Raw genomic sequence first — 18,807 nt, 5'->3', positions numbered from 1 at the left:
TCACAACGATCAGCCGATCTCCGTGCACCCGCGCAAACCCCCCGACCTGAAGGCACCATGCCCCCCACGCTCGCCTCCCTGGCCCACCACTCCGCGCTCAAGCTCACCGTGCGGGCGGGCGAGGGCCGTCTCGACGTGCCCGTGCGCTGGGCACACGTCAGCGAGCTCGCCGACCCCGTGCCCTACATGGAGGGCGGGGAGCTGCTGCTGATCACCGCGCTCAAGCTGGACGCCGAGGACCCGCAGGCCATGCGCCGCTACGTGAAGCGACTGGCCGGTGCGGGGGTCGTCGGTCTCGGCTTCGCCGTCGGCGTGAACTACGACGAGACCCCCAAGGCGCTCGTCGACGCGGCCGAGGAGGAGGGCCTGCCCCTGCTGGAGGTGCCCCGCCGCACCCCGTTCCTCGCCATCACCAAGGCCGTGTCGGCGGCCATCGCCGCCGACCAGTACCGGGCGGTGACGGCGGGGTTCGCCGCCCAGCGGGAGCTGACCCGGCAGGCGCAGAACGAGGGCCCCGAGGGACTGCTCGCCGTGCTCGCCGCGCAGCTCGATGGATGGGCGGCGCTCTACGACGCCACCGGTGCCGTCGTCGCCGCCGTGCCGGACTGGGCCGGCCGCCGGGCCGCCCGGCTCACGGCGGACGTGGAGCGGTTGCGGGAGCGTGCCGCACCCGCCAGCTCGGTCGTCGGCGGACCCGAGCACGAGGACCGCGTCGAGCTGCACACCATCGGCACCGGCCGCCGCCCCCGCGCGGCCCTCGCCGTCGGCACCGCCGCCGCCCCCGGCACCGCCGAGCGCTACGCCCTCCACTCCGCGATCGCCCTGCTCACGCTGACCACCGAGCGCTCCCGCTCGCTGCAGGCCGCCGAGCAGCGGATCGGGGCGGCCGTGCTGCGGATGCTCCTCGCCGGTCAGCCCGACCACGCCCGCGCCGTCGCCGGTGACCTCTACGGCGGCCTCCTCGACGCGCCGTACCGGATCGTCCTCGCCGATTGCGCCTCGGGGCACGCGGGCATCGCCGAGGCGGTCGAGGCCGCCGCCGCCCGGTCCGGGGAGTCGGTGCTGGCCGTGCCCGAGGGCGACGGGGAGCGGCTGGTGGTGCTGGCCGCGGACGGGGGCGCCGTCGTCGGGGCGTGCGTCGAGTACGCGGCCGGACGGGAGGCCGCGCGGGCGGGCCAGGAGCCCTCGGCGGGCGAGGAGGGCGATCTCGTCGTCGGCCTCTCCGCGCCGGCCGGCCCCGTCGCGGCGGCCGCCGCCTACAAGCAGGCCGAGCAGGCGCTCTCGGTGGCCAGGCGACGGGGCCGGGTGCTGGTCGAGCACGAGCAGCTCGCGGCGGGGTCGGTCGTGCCGCTCCTCGCCGACGACGCGGTGCGGGCCTTCGCGGACGGGCTGCTGCGCGCGCTGCACGAGCACGACGCCACCGGGCGCGGGGACCTGGTCGCCTCCCTGCGCGCCTGGCTGTCCCGGCACGGCCAGTGGGACGCCGCCGCCGCCGACCTCGGCGTCCACCGGCACACCCTGCGTTACCGGATGCGGCGGGTGGAGGAGATCCTCGGCCGGTCGCTGGACGACCCGGACGTGCGGATGGAGCTGTGGCTGGCGCTGAAGGCGACGTCGGCGGAGTGACGTCGGCGGGAGCCCCGCATCGGCGTCGTCGATGCGGGGCAGGCCCTGTGCGACCCCAGGGCGACCCCAGGACGGCGGTCCGATGGGGTGTCTCCGTGCCCTCGGTGCTGTGGCGGTTCGATCGGGCGTACCCGGCCTGTCGGTGCTGAGGCAGTCCAATCCGGCGTGCCCCGGTCCGCCACTGCTACGGATCGGACAACCGCGGCCCTCGCGCCTCACACCTACCGTTGACCCGGAGCGCGGAACTCCGAACACCTCGCACACCTCGCACACCTCGCACACCTCGCACACCTCAACGCGGAAGGGCCGGGACTCATATGACCGCCACCCACGCCTTCTGGCTCGCCGGCCGCCCGGCCACCGGCCAGGACAGCTTCGACGTCACCTCCCCGTGGGACGGCCGGCTCGTCGGCCAGGTCAGCGTGCCCACCGCCGCGCAGGTCGAGGAGGCCGTGGCCGCCGCGTACGCCGTGCGGGACGAGTTCGCCGCCACCCCGGCGCACGTCCGGGCCGCCGCCCTCGACCACGTCAGCAGGCGCCTGGTCGAGCGCACGGAGGAGATCGCCCAGCTGATCTCCGCCGAGAACGGCAAGCCGATCAAGTGGGCGCGCGGCGAGGTGGGCCGTGCCGCGTCCGTGTTCCGGTTCGCCGCCGAGGAGGCCCGCCGCTTCAACGGCGGGGAGGCGCAGCGCCTCGACACCGACCCCGGCGGCCAGGGCCGCCTCGCCCTGACCCGGCGCTTCCCGAAGGGTGTCGTCCTCGGTATCGCCCCGTTCAACTTCCCGCTGAACCTGTGCGCCCACAAGATCGCCCCGGCCATCGCCGCCGGCGCCCCGATCATCCTCAAGCCGGCGCCGGCCACCCCGCTCTCCGGCCTGATCATCGGTGACCTGCTCGCCGAGACCGAGCTGCCGGCTGGCTCCTGGAGCATCCTCACGGTGCCCAACGAGGCCATGCCCGCCCTCGTCCAGGACGAGCGCCTCCCGGTCATCTCCTTCACCGGTTCCGAGAAGGTCGGCTACGCGATCATGGACTCGGTCCCGCGCAAGCACTGCACCCTGGAGCTGGGCGGCAACGGCGCGGCCGTCGTCCTCGCCGACTGGGCCTCGGACGAGGACCTCGACTGGGCCGCGCACCGCATCGCGATGTTCTCCAACGGCCAGGGCGGCCAGTCCTGCATCTCGGTGCAGCGCGTGATCGCCGACGCGGCCGTGTACGACCGTCTCCTGCCGCGCATCGTCGCCGCCGTCGCGGCCCAGGTGAGCGGCGACCCGGCGGACGCCGGGACGGACGTCGGCCCGCTGGTCAGCGAGGACGCCGCCCGGCGCGTCGAGTCCTGGGTCGACGAGGCGGTCGGGGCGGGCGCCAAGCTGCTCACCGGCGGCAAGCGCGACGGCGCCTCCTACGCGCCGACCGTCCTCACCGATGTGCCTGCCGACGCCACCCTCGCCCGCGAGGAGGTCTTCGGACCGGTCCTGACGGTGCGGAAGGTGGACAGCGAGGAGGAGGCCCTGGCCTGCGTCAACGACTCCAAGTACGGCCTCCAGGCGGGCGTCTTCACCCACGACCTCCAGGCCGCCTTCCGCGCCCACCGCGCCCTGGAGGTCGGCGGTGTCGTCATCGGCGACGTCCCGTCCTACCGCGCCGACCAGATGCCGTACGGCGGTGCAAAGCAGTCCGGCGTGGGCCGCGAGGGCGTGCGCTCCGCGATGGACGACTACACCTACGAGCGCGTCCTGGTCCTCACCGGCCTGGCGCTCTGACCCTCCCCGAACCGACGGCCGGAGCCCGATTGTGCGGGGGCTCCGGCCGTCGTCGTGCGTCGTCGCTCGCACATCCATGTCGTCGATGTGAAAGCCTCGACCTGACGAGTCCCCTTCATTCGCCTTTGTCCGCGCTGCTTTTGCCGTTGGTGTGAGACTGCCTGGGCGACCATCCTTCGAGCACGGTCGCCTCAGCCTTCCTCGCATCGGGCTTCGCCTCCGGAAGGGGCGGTCTTTGACGGCGATGTGTGCCGTGCCCTCGAACGGCCGGTTGTCCGAAACGCCAAAGCCGCCCGATGTACCGGGCGGCTTTGCGCTGGGCGTGCGTACGTCAGGCGTGGGCCGGCACGTCCTTGGGGTTCGGGCCGTACTTGTTGTCGCCGGGCTTGCCGTCGGTGCAGGCGAAGACCAGCAGGACGATCCCGCCGACGAGCGGGATGAGGCCGATGAGGATCCACCAGCCCGAACGGTCGGTGTCGTGCAGGCGTCGGATCGTGATGCTCAAGGAGGGCAGGAAGAGCCCGAGCGCCAGCACGAGGCTGACGATCTGCATGTTGATGAGCACGTCGATGATCGCCGCCGCGACGGCGAGGATCATGTAGAACAGGAAGAACATCCAGTATTCCTTGCGGCGCGCGCGCCCGCTGAACACCGCGTACTTCTTGAGGGCAGTGATGAACCAGTTCATGGGATCCCCCCAGGGATGGTGAGTTGGGCCTTACCGCTCGGCCTCGACCAGACGCAAACCGTACGTAGCTGATGGGGACCCGTCAACGCGATATGTGAGCCCGGATCGGACTCCGAAAAGGTGGCTCCGCAAGGCGAGCCGCAGCAGAGAACGGCCGCAATTTCCGGATAACTCATTCCAAGATTGCAGTCTGTCGAGGCGTCACGGTCACGGTGTACGTCCCCCGGAGGCCTCACGGCCCCCTCGGCAGTGGTCGAAGTGTGTGCAATCTGTTGCCACTCCTAAGCCGATTCGAGTCCGCAACGACCTCTGTCCGTAGTCTGCGTCCCCGCCCTGATACCTGGTCGCGACTCCGCACAGTGCCCGTCCGGGCCAACAGTCGGGAGTGGTGGACAGGGCCCGCGGCGCGGAGGCTCCTGCCATCGCCGGTTCCCGGCAGCGTCGAGTAGGTTCCGCCTGCCCGGTGGGCCAGCGAAGTCCGCACCGGTGCGTCAGGGAAGCGGCGGACCAGGTGACGGGCAGGCAAGGACACGAGCGGTATCTGAGCGGCTATGCCCAGATCCTGGCGGAGGTATCGGCCACCGGACGACGTCTCACACGCGACGAGATCGCTTCGAGGCGCGCCCCGGGCGAGCACGCCGTGGAGGCCGGGCACGGTCTGCGCGGCCTGGTCAGCGCACATGTGACGGCGGGGCGCGCCGCCTGGAGCCTCGGGCACAGCCGACCGTGCCCTCGCCGCGGTGCAGCAGGTGATCGACGCCTTCGCGGAGGGCTACGAGCGTGCTCGGCGTCCGGCGGTGCGCCAGGAGGCGGCGGTCCGCCGGGAGTTCATCGACGATCTCCTCTACGGCCGCAGCGACCTGGGCCGACTCGCCGAGCGCTTCGGCCTGCGACTGTCCCACGCGCACGCGGTCGCCGTCGCCTATGGTTCGGTCCCCTACGACGAGGGCGACCCGGTACCCCGGCAGGTGGAACGGGCCCTCATCGCCCGCTTCGGTGAGCGCAGCATCCTGCTCACCACCAAGGACGGCCGACTGCTGTGCATCGCACCGGGGTACCAGGACGAGGTCCTCACGTTCTCCGCCAAGCAGGCCCATGCCGCCACGGACGGCGGCAGGGTCGCCATCGGGCGGCCCCAGCCCGGCCCCGGCGAGGGGCGTCCATTCCTACGAGGAAGCCCTCAACGCCCTCGAACTCGCCGAGCGCCTGGACCTGGAAGCGCCCGTCGTCCTGCGCAGCGCCGACCTCCTCGTCCACCCCGTCCTGCCCCTGACCGACAGGCCATGGCCGACCTGGTCGCCCACACTCCCGGCCCTCTGACGGCGGCACGCGGCGGCGCCCACCCCCTCTCGACACTCGACACCTCACCGCCCACTTCGACCCCGGCTGCGTCGCCGCCGAGACCGCCCGCCGTCTGTCCCTCAGCGTGCGCGCCCTGACCTACCGGCTCGAAAGCGTCCACAAGCTCATGGGCGCCCACCCGGCCGACTCCGCCCACCGCTACATGCTCCAGACCGCGGTCATCGGGGCCCGGCTCTCGACTGGCCCGCCACAGCGCTCTGAGACGATCGCCGCCGACGACGGACCCCGTTCCCTGAATGGCGAGCCGCCGGGGCCGGTTCTAGCATCGTCTAATGGCGCTTTGCACCAGAAGGCGCCCCGTCATATCGCCCTGCGCAGGATCGAGCGGATCGAGGCGCTATGAAGCATGTCGACATCACGACGCGCCCCAGCGAAGCGACGCCGGAACTCCCGGGCGTGGACGTCATCCTGAATGTCAACGGCGACTCCTATCAGCTGCGATTCGACTCACGTGTGACGCTTCTCGACGCCCTGCGTGACCATCTCGGTCTCACGGGTGCCAAGAAGGGGTGTGACCAGGGGGCCTGTGGTGCCTGCACCGTCCTCGTGGACGGAAAGCGCATCGTGTCGTGTCTCGCGCTGGCGGCCCAGTACGACGGCCGTGAGATCACCACGATCGAGGGACTCGGGGACGACGGTCAGCCGCATCCGATGCAGTCGGCGTTCGCGCGGCACGACGCGTTCCAGTGCGGATACTGCACGCCCGGGCAGATCATGTCCGCGGTGTGTCTGCGGGCCGAGGGCCGCGCGGGGACGGACGAGGACATCCGCGAATTCATGAGCGGGAACATCTGCCGATGCGGCGCCTATCCGAATATCTGCGCCGCCATTCGCGAAGTCGTGGCGGAGGGTGACGATGCGTCCCTTTGAGTACGTCCGGGCCACCGAGTCCGACCAGGCGGTGGCGGCGGTGACCGCTGATCCGCGGACGTCCTTCCTCGCCGGCGGCACCACACAGCTGGATCTGATGAAGGACGGTGTCCTGCACCCCGACCGGCTGGTGGACATCACCAGGCTGCCGCTCCGGGGCATCATGCACACCGAGGCGTCGGTGCACGTCGGAGCCCTCACGACGATGGAGGAGCTAGCGGCGGACGCCGTGCTCCGGGAACGGCTGCCGTTCGTGCGGGAGGCACTGCTGCTCGGCGCCTCCACCCAGCTGCGGAACATGGCCACCATCGGCGGCAACCTTCTCCAGCGCGCCCGGTGCCGCTACTTCCGCGACCCCACCGTGGGCGCCTGCAACAAGCGCGACCCCGGGTCGGGCTGCGCGGCGATCACCGGCATCCAGCGCATGCACGCCATCCTGGGCACGAGCGAGCACTGCATCGCGCTGCACGCGTCGGACGTCGCGGTCCCCTTCGTGGCGCTCGACGTGATCGTCCACGTCCAGGGCCAGGACGGCCCCCGGCCCATTCCGCTGACGCAGTTCTACCTGCCGCCCGGCACGACGCCCGACATCGAGAACGTCCTGCACCACGGTGAGTTGATCACCGAGGTGGAGATCCCGCTGCTGCCGCGGGGAACCAGGTCGCACTACATCAAGGTGCGTGACCGTGTGTCCTACGAGTTCGCCCTGACCTCGGCGGCCGTCGCCCTGGAGATGGACGGCAACACCGTCCGCGAGGCCCGGATCGCCCTCGGCGGCGTCGGCACGATCCCCTGGCGGGCCTGGTGCGCCGAAGCGGTGCTGCGGGGAGCGGCGGCCGACGACGACACCTTCCGGGCGGCGGCGGAGGCGGCCCTCGAAGGCGCCCGGACCCTGCCGGGCACCGCGTTCAAGGTGGAACTCGCCAAGCGCACCCTGGTGCGCACCCTCGAGACTGTCGTGGGAGCACCCTCATGACCACCGTCGAAACGCGCCCGCCGATGATCGGCGAAGGCATCGACCGCGTCGACGCGCCGCTGAAGGTCACCGGGGCGGCGAACTACCCCAACGACTTCAGCTATCCCGGCATGGTGCACGCGGCCCTGGTCGGCAGCACCGTCGCCGCCGGACGCATCCGCGCCATCGACGCCTCCGAGGCGCAGTCCGCCCCGGGTGTCCTCACGGTCATCACCCACCTGACCGCGCCGCACCTGGAGCGCGGGCCGATGACCCTGCTCGGGCCGTCCGTGCCGACTCCGATGCAGGACGACCGGATCCTGCACCACGGCCAGCATGTCGCGGTCGTCGTGGCCGACACCCCGGAGCAGGCCCGGTACGCGGCGTCCCTCGTGCGTGTCGAGTACGACGCCGCCGCCCAGCCGCTGCTCGACACGGAGGACCCCCGGGCGCAGATCGTGGACGACCCGTGGGGCCTGGACCACGAACGCGGCGACGTCGAGGCCGGTTTCGCCGAGGCCGACGTGGTGATCGAGGGGCGGTACACCACTCCGGACAACACCAACAACCCGCTCGGTCTGATGGCCACCGTCGCCGCCTGGCACGGCGACTCGGTCACCATCCACGACTCCACGCAGTGGCCGCACAACGTGCGCACGTCCATCGCGCAGATCTTCGGGATCCCGGAGAGCGGAATCCGGGTCCTCGTCCCCTTCATCGGCGGCGGCTTCGGCGCCGGCCTGCGTGTGTGGTCCCACACCATCCTGGCCGTGCTGGCCGCCCGCGAGGTCAGGCACCCGGTGAAGCTGGTCCTGACCCGGCCCCAGATGTTCAGCTCCGTGGGGCACCGCCCCGACAGCGTGCAGCAGATCAAGATCGGCGTCACCCGCTCCGGCGCCCTCACCGCGGTCGAGCACCACAGCATCTCGTCGGTGACCATGGAGGACGAGGACTGGGAACCGGTGTCCTTCGGCTCGGCGGTCGCCTACGCCTGCCCCAACGCCCGCACGCGGGACCGGCAGGCCAGGCTGAACATCCCGTGCCCCGGTTCCATGCGAGCGCCTGCCGAGGCGCAGGGCAGCTGGGCCCTGGAGTCCGCCATCGACGAGGCCGCCCACGCCATCGGCATGGACCCGCTGGCGTTCCGGCTGCGCAACTTCGCCGAGATCAACCCCGTCCTGGGACTGCCCTGGTCGAGCAACGCGCTGCGCGAGTGCCTCACCCTGGGCGCGGAACGCTTCGGCTGGTCGCTGCGCAGGCCGGAGATCGGCTCGATGCGGGACGGCCGGTGGCTCGTCGGGTACGGGCTGGCGGCCGGGGCCTTCCCCTTCTTCCAGTGCCCCTGCCAGGCACGGGCGTCGCTGCGCCGCGACGGCTCGGCCTATGTGCGCAGCGCCGCCACCGACCTCGGCACCGGCACCTACACGGTCATGACACAGCTGGCGGCCGAACTGCTCGGACTGGAGATCGGCAAGGTCCGCTTCGACCTCGGCGACTCCGACATGCCCTACGCGCCCATGGCGGGCGGGTCCGGGCTGACCGGTGCGCTGTCCGGCGCGGTCAAGATCGCCTGCTCCGGACTCGTCCAGGAGTTCCTCGACGTGGTGCACGACGACGAGGCGTCCCCGCTGCGCGGTGCCGCCGCCGCGGATGTCGCGGTCGGCGGAGGACGGCTGTACCGCGTCGACGCCCCGGACCGGGGCGAGGCCTTCGTCGACATCCTCGCCCGGCACGGCCTGGAGGAGCTCAGCGCGGACGGCCGTTACACCCCACCGGTGGCCGAGGAGATCGGCATGGCCCCCGCCGGGGCCTTCGGCGCCAAGTTCGTCGAGGTGCGCGTCGACCCCCAGCTGGGCCTGCTGCGGGTGGCACGCGTCGTCACGGCCATCGACGGAGGGCGCATCCTCAACGAGAAGACCGCGAGGAGCCAGATCATCGGCGGCACCGTCGGAGGCATCAGCCAGGGCATGTTCGAGGAGACCGCGACCGACGCCGGCACGGGGCGCATCGCCAACGCCACCTTCGGCGACTACCTGATGCCGGTCAACGCCGACATCCCCGAGATCGACGTCATCTTCTGCGGCGAACCCGACCGCGCCTCGTCGGCGGGCACCAAGGGGGTCGGCGAGGTCGGCCTGGTCGGTCTGGCGGCGGCCATCGGCAACGCGATCCACCACGCCACCGGCCGTCGGCTGCGGTCCCTTCCGCTCACCATCGACCAGCTGATGCTCTGAGGACGGGCGTCCCCCGTCACCGGGACTGGAGCGCGTCCAGGGCCACCGCCTGCGCGATGGCCAGGCGGGCGTCGAGGCCGGGGGAGGCGATGTCGAGGACGTAGCGGTCGCGCAGGCCGAACTTCCTCTCGACCGACATCACCGGCTCACCGCCGCCCGAGGTGAAGTCGAAGTGGTACGGCCACGCGAACGGCACGAAGTCGAGCGGCAGTACCCCCCAGACGCGGCGCAGCACCGCCACGAACCGGCTGCGTTCGCGTCCGGTCGCGTCGAGCGAGCCCGGCATCTCCAGGTCCCAGGTGGAGCGCAGCAACGAGGCGGCGAACTTCTTGCGGAACGAACCCACGGTCGCGCCCGCCCCGTCCCGCACGTCGTAGACGGCGCCGACGTCGAGGACCTGACGGGCCTCGGCGGTGAACAGGACGCGGTCCTTCGACTCGTCGGCGTAGAACGTCATCCGCTCCTTGAGCGTCATCCGCTTCTGCTCGGCGAAGGCGACCACCCTGCCCTCGGAGCCGTCCGGTCCCGTCTCCGTCACGACGTACCGGTTGACCATGAGGGTCACCTTCTGCCGCACGGTGAAACGCTCGTGAGTCCGTGTTCGCGCCGTGTCGTCCACTGTTCCGCTCCCTCTCCGGGTCCGCCGTCAGGCCGTCGTCCCGTCCTCCGGCCGGCCGTGCCATCCTCACCGCCTCCCGCGGGCCGCGTCAGTCCTCCGAAGTCGCGCCCGGCCGCGACGAAGGGATGATGCGCGCGCCCGCGGCCGCTGCCTATCGTCTGCCCGTGGAAGCAGCAGACATCGCCCTCGCCGCACGGCCCCTGCGGTCCCGGCTCGCCGCCGCGTCCCCCTGGAGCGGCGGGCGGATCGCCGGGGAGAGCGTGCTCACCGTCGTCCTCGCCGGGCTCGCGGGGCTGTTCGGCGCCGCGGAGACCGGGCTCGGGCTCCGGGCCTTCGCCGTGGCCGCGGTGGTCGCGGCGCTGTCGCTCGTCCGGCGCTCCCTGCCCGCGACGGTGCTGGTCGTGTCGGCCGCCATGGCCGGCGAACTGGTCGCGGCGACACCGTTGTTGGTCTACGCGAGCTGGTCGGCGGGCAGCCGCATCATGAAGCCCGGGCGCGCCCTCGCCGCGTACGCCGTCGCGTTCGTGCTGCATGTGGCGCTCACCGCCCGCAACGAGATCGACGCCGACTCCGCGCTGTCCCTGTCCACCACGGGCGCGTTGAGCGCGGTGATGTTCCTGACGCTGGCGATCGTGCCGGGGCTGGCGGCACGCTACCGGGCGCAGCGCCACGCCCTGCTCGACGCCCTGCGCCGCCACAACGCCCAACTCGTGCGTGAGCAGCGGATGGTGGCACGGCAGGCCCGGCTGCTGGAACGCCATCGCATCGCCCAGGACATGCACGACAGCCTCGGCCACCAACTCGCCCTGATCTCCGTGCACGCCGGAGCGCTGGAGGTCGCCACCGACCTGAACGACCGGCAGCGGGAGGGGGTGCGGATCCTGCGGGAGGCGTCCGTGGCGGCGATGCGGGAGCTGCGCGAGGCCGTGGGCATCCTGCACGAGGACCGGGACGAGCGCGAACCGGGTGAGGAGGAGGACGGGGCGTACGGCGCCCAGGGCGCCGGGGGACCGCCGGACGCCGCAGCCGACCCGGACGTGGGGCGCCCGGCCGGGCGCGTGGTGGGCGCCGTCGACGGCCTGGTCGAGTCGTCCCGCGCCGCGGGGGCCGCCGTCGAACTGCGCCGCTCCGGTGACGTCCGGCCGCTGGCGCCGGCCGCCGACCACGCGGCCTACCGGATAGCCCAGGAGGGCCTGACCAACGCCCACAAGCACGCGCCGGGCGCCCCGATCACCGTGGCGCTGCGCTACGAGCCGGACAGCCTGCTGGTGGAGGTGGCCAACGGGCCCGTCCCGGGCGGTACTTCGGCCGCCCCGCACGCGGTGAGCGGCGGCCAGGGCCTGGCGGGCCTGCGGGAACGGGCCCGGCTCGTCGGGGGCATGGTCCACACGGGCCCCACGGCCGACGGCGGCTTCCGGGTGGCGGGCGTGCTGCCCTACGGCAGCCCGGAGACCGATCCCGCCGCGGCCCGGAGGGAGGCGACTTCCGTCGACACGGAGGACGACTTCCGGGGGCAGCGAGGGCCGGGCGCGGCGGGCGACGGTGGAGCGGTCATCGACCGGTCCGATCCGCAAGGGGAGTTCGCCGCCATCATGAGCAGAAAGAAGAACGTGGCCATCGGCTGCGCCGTCACCGCCTTCGTCGTCGTCGCGGGCATCGTCGCCCTGGGGGTCTGGGGAGTCGTCGCCCTGATGGACGACGTGGAGAGCGCCACGATCCCGAGAAGCGTCTACGAGTCCGTGCGGCTCGGCGACTCCGAGGCGGCCGTGCGGGACAAGCTGCCCGAGGGGGACTCGGTGCTGACCGCCGGGATGGAGAGCGAGGGCCCGCCGCCGCCCGTGGGGGCGACGTGCCGTCACTTCTGGTCCGAGGACGTCGAGAAGGTGTACCGGTTCTGCTTCCGCGACGGCGCACTGGTGGACAAGGCGAGGTTCGCGTCCGAGTAGACACCGGGGGACCGCTGAGGCCGCCGCGGCCGTCGCGGTCCGAGGCACGGCAAGTGCGGCCGGAGCACGGCAAGGCCGGTCGGAGCACGGCATGATGGCGGGGCTCCGCCATCCGCTTTCCGACCGACACCGCGCAGGAGGCCGCGTGATCCGGGTCCTCGTCGCCGACGACGAGCCGCTCATACGGGCCGGCATCAGGATGATCCTCACCTCGGCCGACGACATCGACGTCGTCGCCGAGGCGGGTGACGGGCGCGCGGCGGTGGAGACCGCCCGGGGCACCGCGGTCGACGTGGCGCTGCTGGACATCCAGATGCCGGTGATGGACGGGCTGACGGCACTGGCGGAGCTGGGCCGGGTCGCGCCGGACGTACGGGTGCTGATCCTGACCACCTTCGGCGAGCGCGACAACGTGCTGCGCGCGCTCGGTCACGGCGGCGCGGGCTTCCTGCTGAAGGACTCCGCGCCGCAGGAGCTGATCCACGCGGTCCGCGCGGCGGCCGCCGGCGACGCCTACCTCTCACCGGCGGCCACCCGCCACGTGGTGGACACCCTGGCGTCCCCGGGTGCCGCCGCCCGTGGTGAGGAGGCCCGGCGCCGGCTGGCCGGCCTGACCGCTCGGGAGCGCGACGTGCTGGCCCTGCTCGGCGAGGGCCTGTCCAACGCCGACGCGGGCGCCCGGCTGCATATGAGCGAGGCCACGGTGAAGACGTACGTCAGCCGCATCCTGACCAAGCTCGACTGCGACAACCGCGTCCAGGCGGCCCTCCTCGCCCGCGACGCGGGTCTCCGTCCGGGCGCCGGCTGACCCGGGCACCCCGGCCCATCACCCGTACACCCGACCGGCGCAAGCGCGCCGGCGGCGCCCGCGGTGGTCCCCGGAGGCGAGGACCACCAGGGCCGGGGCACGTCGACAGGCCCCTGACTCCGCCGGCATCGGGACGAAGCGTTGCGCGCGGGGTGGTGGCCCCGTCCGGGATCGGGTACATACGAACGGGTAGCACCCGTCGGTAACCGATACGGACCTTGATCCCTCTTCACGGCGAGGTGAGCGTCATGTCCGCAGCTCCCACCCCCCGACCCACCGTCACCGAACGTGAGGCCCGTCAGGTGGCCGAGGCGGCCCGGGAACAGGATTGGCGCAAGCCCAGCTTCGCCAAGGAACTGTTCCTCGGGCGCTTCCGCCTCGACCTCATCCACCCCCACCCGCTGCCGCCCGACGAGGACGCGCAGCGCGGCGAGGAGTTCCTCACCAAGCTTCGCGACTTCTGCGAGACGAAGATCGACTCCGCCACCATCGAGCGCGACGCGCGGATTCCCGACGACGTCATCGACGGGCTCAAGGAGCTCGGCGCCCTCGGCATGAAGATCGACACGAAGTACGGCGGCCTGGGCCTGACGCAGGTGTACTACAACAAGGCCCTCGCCCTGGTCGGCTCCGCCAACCCGGCCGTCGGCGCGCTGCTGAGCGCGCACCAGTCGATCGGCGTGCCCCAGCCGCTGAAGATCTTCGGCACCCAGGAGCAGAAGGACGTCTTCCTGCCCCGCTGCGCCCGCACCGACATCTCCGCCTTCCTGCTGACCGAGCCGGACGTCGGCTCCGACCCGGCCCGCCTCGCCACCACCGCGGTCCCGGACGGCGACGACTACGTCCTCGACGGCGTGAAGCTCTGGACGACCAACGGCGTCGTCGCCGATCTGCTGGTGGTGATGGCCCGCGTGCCGAAGTCCGAGGGGCACAAGGGCGGTATCACGGCGTTCGTCGTGGAGGCCGCCTCCGAGGGCATCACCGTGGAGAACCGCAACACCTTCATGGGCCTGCGCGGACTGGAGAACGGAGTCACCCGCTTCCACCGGGTCCGCGTACCGGCCGCCAACCGGATCGGCCCCGAGGGCGCGGGCCTGAAGATCGCGCTCACCACGCTGAACACGGGCCGGCTGTCGCTGCCCGCGATGTGCGTCGGCGCCGGGAAGTGGTGCCTGAAGATCGCCCGGGAGTGGTCGGCCGCCCGTGAGCAGTGGGGCAAGCCGGTCGCGCGGCACGAGGCGGTCGGCTCGAAGATCGCGTTCATCGCGGCCACCACCTTCGCCCTGGAGGCCGTGGTGGACCTGTCGTCCCAGATGGCCGACGAGGACCGCAACGACATCCGCATCGAGGCCGCCCTCGCCAAGCTCTACGGCTCGGAGATGGCCTGCCTGATGGCCGACGAACTGGTCCAGATCCGGGGCGGCCGCGGCTTCGAGACCGCCGAGTCGCTACGGGCGCGCGGCGAGCGCGCGGTGCCCGCCGAGCAGATGCTGCGGGACCTGAGGATCAACCGCATCTTCGAGGGATCGACGGAGATCATGCACCTGCTGATCGCCCGCGAGGCGGTCGACGCCCACCTCTCGGTCGCCGGTGACCTGATCGACCCCGACAAGTCCCTCCAGGACAAGGCGAAGGCGGGCGCGCAGGCGGGCGTCTTCTACGCCAAGTGGCTGCCGAAACTGGTCGCGGGAGCGGGCCAGCTCCCGGCGTCGTACGGGGAGTTCAAGCACGGCATCGACCTCTCGACGCACCTGCGCTACGTCGAGCGCACCTCCCGCAAACTGGCCCGGTCCACCTTCTACGCGATGTCCCGCTGGCAGGGCCGGATGGAGACCAAACAGGGCTTCCTGGGCCGGGTCGTGGACATCGGCGCCGAGCTGTTCGCGATGAGCGCGGCGTGCGTCCGGGCCGAACTCCTGCGCAGCCGGGGCGAGCACGGCCGTGAGGCGTACCAGCTCGCCGACGCCTTCTGCCGCCAGTCCCGCATCCGCGTCGACGAGCTCTTCGGCCGGCTGTGGACCAACACCGACGACCTCGACCGCAAGGTGGTCGAGAACGTCCTGGCCGGCGGCTACGAGTGGCTGGAGCAGGGCGTCGTCGACCCCTCGGGCGACGGCCCCTGGATCGCGGACGCGACGCCCGGCCCGTCGCAGAAGGAGAACCTGCACCGGCCCATCAGGTGAGGCGGCGCGCGGCGGGTGCGGGTCGGTTCCCGCACCCGCCGCGGCGCGTCAGCACCACTTGTCGCTAGGATCCCGGGTCGTCCAGGAGCAGGTGTCGACCTTGGAGCCGTTGGCCTTGGTCAGCGTCGCCGTGTCGCTGGTGTTGTTCCAGACGTACGCGCCGCGGTCCTGGTACTTGTTCGCCGCGGTGTCGTTGCCGCTGCCGGTGCGCACCTTCAGGGTCTTGCCGGCCCCGATCTTCACGTTCGGGAAGACGTACTTGTGGTTCACCTTGTCCTTGAGCACCCAGCCCTTCAGCGAGATCGCCGAGCGGCTGGTGTTCTTGATCTCCACCCACTCGCCGTTGAGGCTGGAGTTGGAGCCGGTGTCCGAGCCCGGGCTGTCGAACCAGACGTGCCGCAGGACCACACCGCCGGCCGCCTGGGCCGGGGTGCTGAGAACGGTACCGGTGAGCGCGAGGGCACCCGCGAGCGCGGGCAGGGTGAAGGCAGCGCGTATGCGCATGGAGATATCCCCCCAGGATGTCGTCCGTCGGCCGGTGGATCTCCCGGCCAGAAGTGAAGTGTTATCACATGATCTTCACGACAACTTCACAGACGGGGAAACCGGGCCCGAACCGCCGGGAACGGACACCACGCGCCCCTCCGGCACCCGCGTGAGGGGCACCGTGCTCCGGCCGGGCGTCCCGTGCGGCAACAATGGGGGCATGAGCGACAGCCCAGCCCCTCTCGCGGACCCGCACCTCGTCTACGACCCGGTGACGGGCGACGGCCCCAAGGACGTCGTGATCCTCGGCTCCACCGGGTCGATCGGCACCCAGGCCATCGACCTCGTCCTGCGCAACCCGGACCGGTTCCGGGTGACCGGCCTGTCCGCCAACGGCGGCCGCGTCGCCCTCCTCGCCGAGCAGGCGTACCGGCTCCGGGTGCGGACCGTCGCCGTGGCCCGCGAGGACGTCGTGCCCGCGCTGCGAGAGGCGCTGGCCTCGCACTACGGTCCGGGAGAGCCGCTCCCCGAGATCCTCGCCGGACCGGACGCGGCTACCGAGACCGCCGGGTCCGACTGCCACACCGTGCTGAACGGCATCACCGGCTCCATCGGCCTCGCCCCGACCCTCGCCGCCCTGGAGGCGGGCCGCACCCTCGCGCTCGCCAACAAGGAGTCGCTCATCGTGGGCGGCCCGCTGGTCAAGGCGCTCGCCGAGCCGGGCCAGATCATCCCGGTCGACTCCGAGCACGCGGCGCTCTTCCAGTCGCTCGCCGCGGGCACCCGCGCGGACGTGCGCAAGCTCGTCGTCACCGCCTCCGGTGGTCCCTTCCGCGGCCGCACCAAGGCGGAGCTGGCGCATGTCACCGTCGAGGACGCCCTGGCCCACCCCACCTGGGCCATGGGACCGGTGATCACGATCAACTCCGCGACCCTCGTCAACAAGGGCCTCGAAGTCATCGAGGCGCATCTGCTGTACGACATTCCCTTCGAACGCATTGAGGTGGTCGTGCATCCGCAGTCGTATGTCCACTCGATGGTCGAGTTCACGGACGGATCCACGATCGCCCAGGCGACGCCCCCCGACATGCGCGGGCCCATCGCCATCGGCCTGGGCTGGCCCGAGCGCGTCCCCGACGCGGCACCCGCCTTCGACTGGAGCACGGCGTCGACCTGGGAGTTCTTCCCGCTCGACACGGACGCCTTCCCCTCCGTCGACCTCGCCCGGCATGTCGGAGAGCTCGCGGGCACCGCCCCGGCGGTGTTCAATGCCGCCAACGAGGAGTGCGTGGACGCCTTCCTGCGGGGGGCGCTGCCCTTCAACGGAATCATGGAGACCGTCACCCGGGTCGTGCACGAGCACGGCACCCCGGGCACGGGAACCTCGCTCACCGTGCCGGACGTCCTCGAAGCGGAGACCTGGGCCCGCGCCCGGGCCCGTGAACTGACCGCACAGACCGGAATGACGGCACAGACAGTCACCGCGGAGGCGCGTGCATGACGACCTTGATGATGATCCTCGGCATAGTCGTGTTCGCGGTCGGCCTGCTGATCTCGATCGCGTGGCACGAGCTGGGGCATCTGTCCACGGCGAAGCTCTTCGGCATCCGTGTCCCGCAGTACATGGTCGGCTTCGGCCCGACGCTCTTCTCCCGCACCAAGGGCGAGACCGAGTACGGCGTGAAGGCCATCCCGTTCGGCGGGTACATCCGCATGATCGGCATGTTCCCGCCCGGCCCGGACGGCCGGCTGGAGGCCCGCTCCACCTCGCCCTGGCGCGGCATGATCGAGGACGCCCGTTCGGCCGCCTTCGAGGAACTGCGCCCCGGCGACGAGTCCCGCATGTTCTACACGCGCAAGCCGTGGAAGCGCGTGATCGTGATGTTCGCGGGCCCGTTCATGAACCTCGTCATGGCGGTCGCGCTCTTCCTCGTCGTGCTGATGGGCTTCGGCATCTCGCAGCAGACCACCAGCGTCAGCTCGGTCTCCCAGTGCGTGATCGCGCAGAGCGAGAACCGCGACAAGTGCACCCCGGCCGACAAGCCCTCCCCGGCCGCCGCGGCCGGGCTGAAGGCGGGCGACAAGATCGTCGCCTTCGGCGGCGTCCGCACCGACGAGTGGAACGAGCTCTCCGACCTGATCCGCGCCAGCCCCGGCAACGAGGTGCCGATCGTCGTCGAGCGCAAGGGCCAGGAAGTCACCCTGACGGCCACGATCGCCACCAACCAGGTCGCCAAGAAGGACTCCCACGGCCAGATCGTCCAGGGCGAGTACGTCAGCGCCGGATTCCTCGGCTTCAGCGCCGCCACCGGCGTCGTCCGGCAGGACTTCGACGAGTCCCTGGTCTGGATGGGAGACCGGATCGGCGAGGCCGTCGACTCCCTCGCCGCGCTGCCCAGCAAGATCCCGGCCCTGTGGAACGCCGCCTTCGACGGCGCCGAGCGGGAACCGGACTCCCCGATGGGCGTGGTCGGCGCGGCCCGCGTCGGCGGTGAGATCTTCACCCTCGACATCCCGCCCACCCAGCAGCTGGCCATGGCCCTGATGCTGGTGGCCGGGTTCAACCTCTCCCTGTTCCTGTTCAACATGCTTCCGCTGCTGCCGCTCGACGGCGGGCACATCGCGGGCGCGCTGTGGGAGTCGCTGCGGCGGAACCTGGCGAGGGTGCTGCGCCGCCCCGACCCGGGGCCGTTCGACGTGGCGAAGCTGATGCCCGTCGCCTACGTGGTGGCCGGGATCTTCATCTGCTTCACGATCCTGGTGCTCATCGCCGACGTGGTGAACCCGGTGAGAATCTCCTAGTCACCCGGTGAGAATCTCCCGGTCGCACGGAGTTGGTGGCGGCCCGGCACGGTGTGTGCCGGGCCGCCTTCCATTGAGTGGGTTTAGCCGGGCGGGATGTGCTGAGGCCCGAAGGCGTGCCGTAATCTCGAAGCCTGGAGCCCGCTGCTGACGGGACCGGATCTTGATCCACGACTTGGGGTTGCACAGCAGATGACTGCGATTTCTCTCGGCATGCCGTCCGTACCGACCAAGCTCGCCGAACGCCGCAAGAGCCGGCAGATCCAGGTCGGCACGGTGCCGGTCGGCGGGGACGCCCCGGTCTCCGTCCAGTCGATGACGACGACGCGTACGTCGGACATCGGGGCGACGCTGCAGCAGATCGCGGAGCTGACGGCGTCGGGCTGCCAGATCGTGCGGGTGGCGTGTCCGACGCAGGACGACGCGGACGCGTTGTCGACGATCGCCCGCAAGTCGCAGATCCCG

14 protein-coding genes and 1 pseudogene are annotated in these 18,807 nt (G+C 71.7%); 12 read left to right on the top strand and 3 right to left on the bottom strand.

Going from position 1 to position 18,807, the window contains the following annotated elements; all coding sequences use genetic code 11:
- Positions 1-57 precede the first annotated feature (57 nt).
- On the top strand, positions 58-1,626 hold the full coding sequence (locus ACWCPM_RS27785; protein WP_450978989.1) for a PucR family transcriptional regulator: 1,569 nt from the start codon (positions 58-60) through the stop codon (positions 1,624-1,626).
- Between the two features lie 317 nt (positions 1,627-1,943).
- Positions 1,944-3,389, top strand: coding sequence for an aldehyde dehydrogenase family protein (locus tag ACWCPM_RS27780; protein ID WP_450978988.1), 1,446 nt, complete (start codon positions 1,944-1,946; stop codon positions 3,387-3,389).
- Positions 3,390-3,720: 331 nt separating this feature from the next.
- Here ACWCPM_RS27780 and ACWCPM_RS27775 read toward each other — a convergent pair whose 3' ends face one another.
- Positions 3,721-4,077 (bottom strand): DUF805 domain-containing protein, encoded by a 357-nt coding sequence (locus ACWCPM_RS27775; RefSeq protein WP_450978987.1) that lies wholly within the window; start codon positions 4,075-4,077, stop codon positions 3,721-3,723.
- A gap of 511 nt (positions 4,078-4,588) precedes the next feature.
- Between ACWCPM_RS27775 and ACWCPM_RS27770 the strand changes: the two are divergent.
- From ACWCPM_RS27770 to ACWCPM_RS27755, 4 genes and pseudogenes are all read left to right on the top strand, one after another.
- Positions 4,589-5,640 (top strand): annotated as a pseudogene (locus ACWCPM_RS27770) (PucR family transcriptional regulator).
- Positions 5,641-5,778: 138 nt separating this feature from the next.
- A complete protein-coding gene (locus tag ACWCPM_RS27765; protein ID WP_450978986.1) occupies positions 5,779-6,309 on the top strand; it encodes a (2Fe-2S)-binding protein in 531 nt (176 codons plus the stop codon).
- Complete coding sequence (locus ACWCPM_RS27760) at positions 6,296-7,285, top strand: FAD binding domain-containing protein (protein ID WP_450978985.1); 990 nt, start codon at positions 6,296-6,298, stop codon at positions 7,283-7,285. The genes ACWCPM_RS27765 and ACWCPM_RS27760 overlap by 14 nt, the downstream gene beginning before the upstream one ends.
- Entirely contained in the window at positions 7,282-9,498 is a 2,217-nt protein-coding gene (locus ACWCPM_RS27755; protein ID WP_450978984.1) for a xanthine dehydrogenase family protein molybdopterin-binding subunit, read from the top strand. Before ACWCPM_RS27760 ends, ACWCPM_RS27755 begins: the two co-directional genes overlap by 4 nt.
- A 16-nt stretch (positions 9,499-9,514) precedes the next feature.
- On the opposite strand, the gene ACWCPM_RS27750 is transcribed toward ACWCPM_RS27755, so the two are convergent.
- On the bottom strand, positions 9,515-10,054 hold the full coding sequence (locus ACWCPM_RS27750; protein WP_450979029.1) for a hypothetical protein: 540 nt from the start codon (positions 10,052-10,054) through the stop codon (positions 9,515-9,517).
- Positions 10,055-10,281: 227 nt separating this feature from the next.
- Between ACWCPM_RS27750 and ACWCPM_RS27745 the strand changes: the two genes are divergently transcribed.
- From ACWCPM_RS27745 to ACWCPM_RS27735, 3 genes are all read left to right on the top strand, one after another.
- Positions 10,282-12,063 (top strand): sensor histidine kinase, encoded by a 1,782-nt coding sequence (locus ACWCPM_RS27745; RefSeq protein WP_450978983.1) that lies wholly within the window; start codon positions 10,282-10,284, stop codon positions 12,061-12,063.
- A 145-nt stretch (positions 12,064-12,208) separates the two neighbouring features.
- Positions 12,209-12,871 (top strand): response regulator transcription factor, encoded by a 663-nt coding sequence (locus tag ACWCPM_RS27740; protein ID WP_450978982.1) that lies wholly within the window; start codon positions 12,209-12,211, stop codon positions 12,869-12,871.
- A 248-nt stretch (positions 12,872-13,119) separates the two neighbouring features.
- Positions 13,120-15,054: an acyl-CoA dehydrogenase family protein gene (locus ACWCPM_RS27735; protein WP_450978981.1), complete on the top strand. Its 1,935-nt coding sequence runs from the start codon at positions 13,120-13,122 to the stop codon at positions 15,052-15,054.
- Positions 15,055-15,102: 48 nt separating this feature from the next.
- Here the strand turns inward: ACWCPM_RS27735 and ACWCPM_RS27730 are convergent, their stop codons facing one another.
- Positions 15,103-15,558, bottom strand: coding sequence for a lamin tail domain-containing protein (locus ACWCPM_RS27730; RefSeq protein WP_450978980.1), 456 nt, complete (start codon positions 15,556-15,558; stop codon positions 15,103-15,105).
- A gap of 202 nt (positions 15,559-15,760) precedes the next feature.
- Between ACWCPM_RS27730 and dxr the strand changes: the two genes are divergently transcribed.
- From dxr to ACWCPM_RS27715, 3 genes are all read left to right on the top strand, one after another.
- A complete protein-coding gene (gene dxr / locus ACWCPM_RS27725) occupies positions 15,761-17,041 on the top strand; it encodes a 1-deoxy-D-xylulose-5-phosphate reductoisomerase (RefSeq protein WP_450978979.1) in 1,281 nt (426 codons plus the stop codon).
- Between the two features lie 8 nt (positions 17,042-17,049).
- Positions 17,050-18,342 (top strand): M50 family metallopeptidase, encoded by a 1,293-nt coding sequence (locus ACWCPM_RS27720; RefSeq protein ID WP_450979028.1) that lies wholly within the window; start codon positions 17,050-17,052, stop codon positions 18,340-18,342.
- A gap of 192 nt (positions 18,343-18,534) precedes the next feature.
- A partial coding sequence (locus ACWCPM_RS27715) for a flavodoxin-dependent (E)-4-hydroxy-3-methylbut-2-enyl-diphosphate synthase (RefSeq protein ID WP_450978978.1) occupies positions 18,535-18,807 on the top strand: 273 nt, incomplete at its 3' end.

The sequence above is a fragment of the Streptomyces sp. NPDC002309 genome (assembly GCF_053593375.1).
This window is presented reverse-complemented; position numbering and strand designations above follow the sequence as displayed.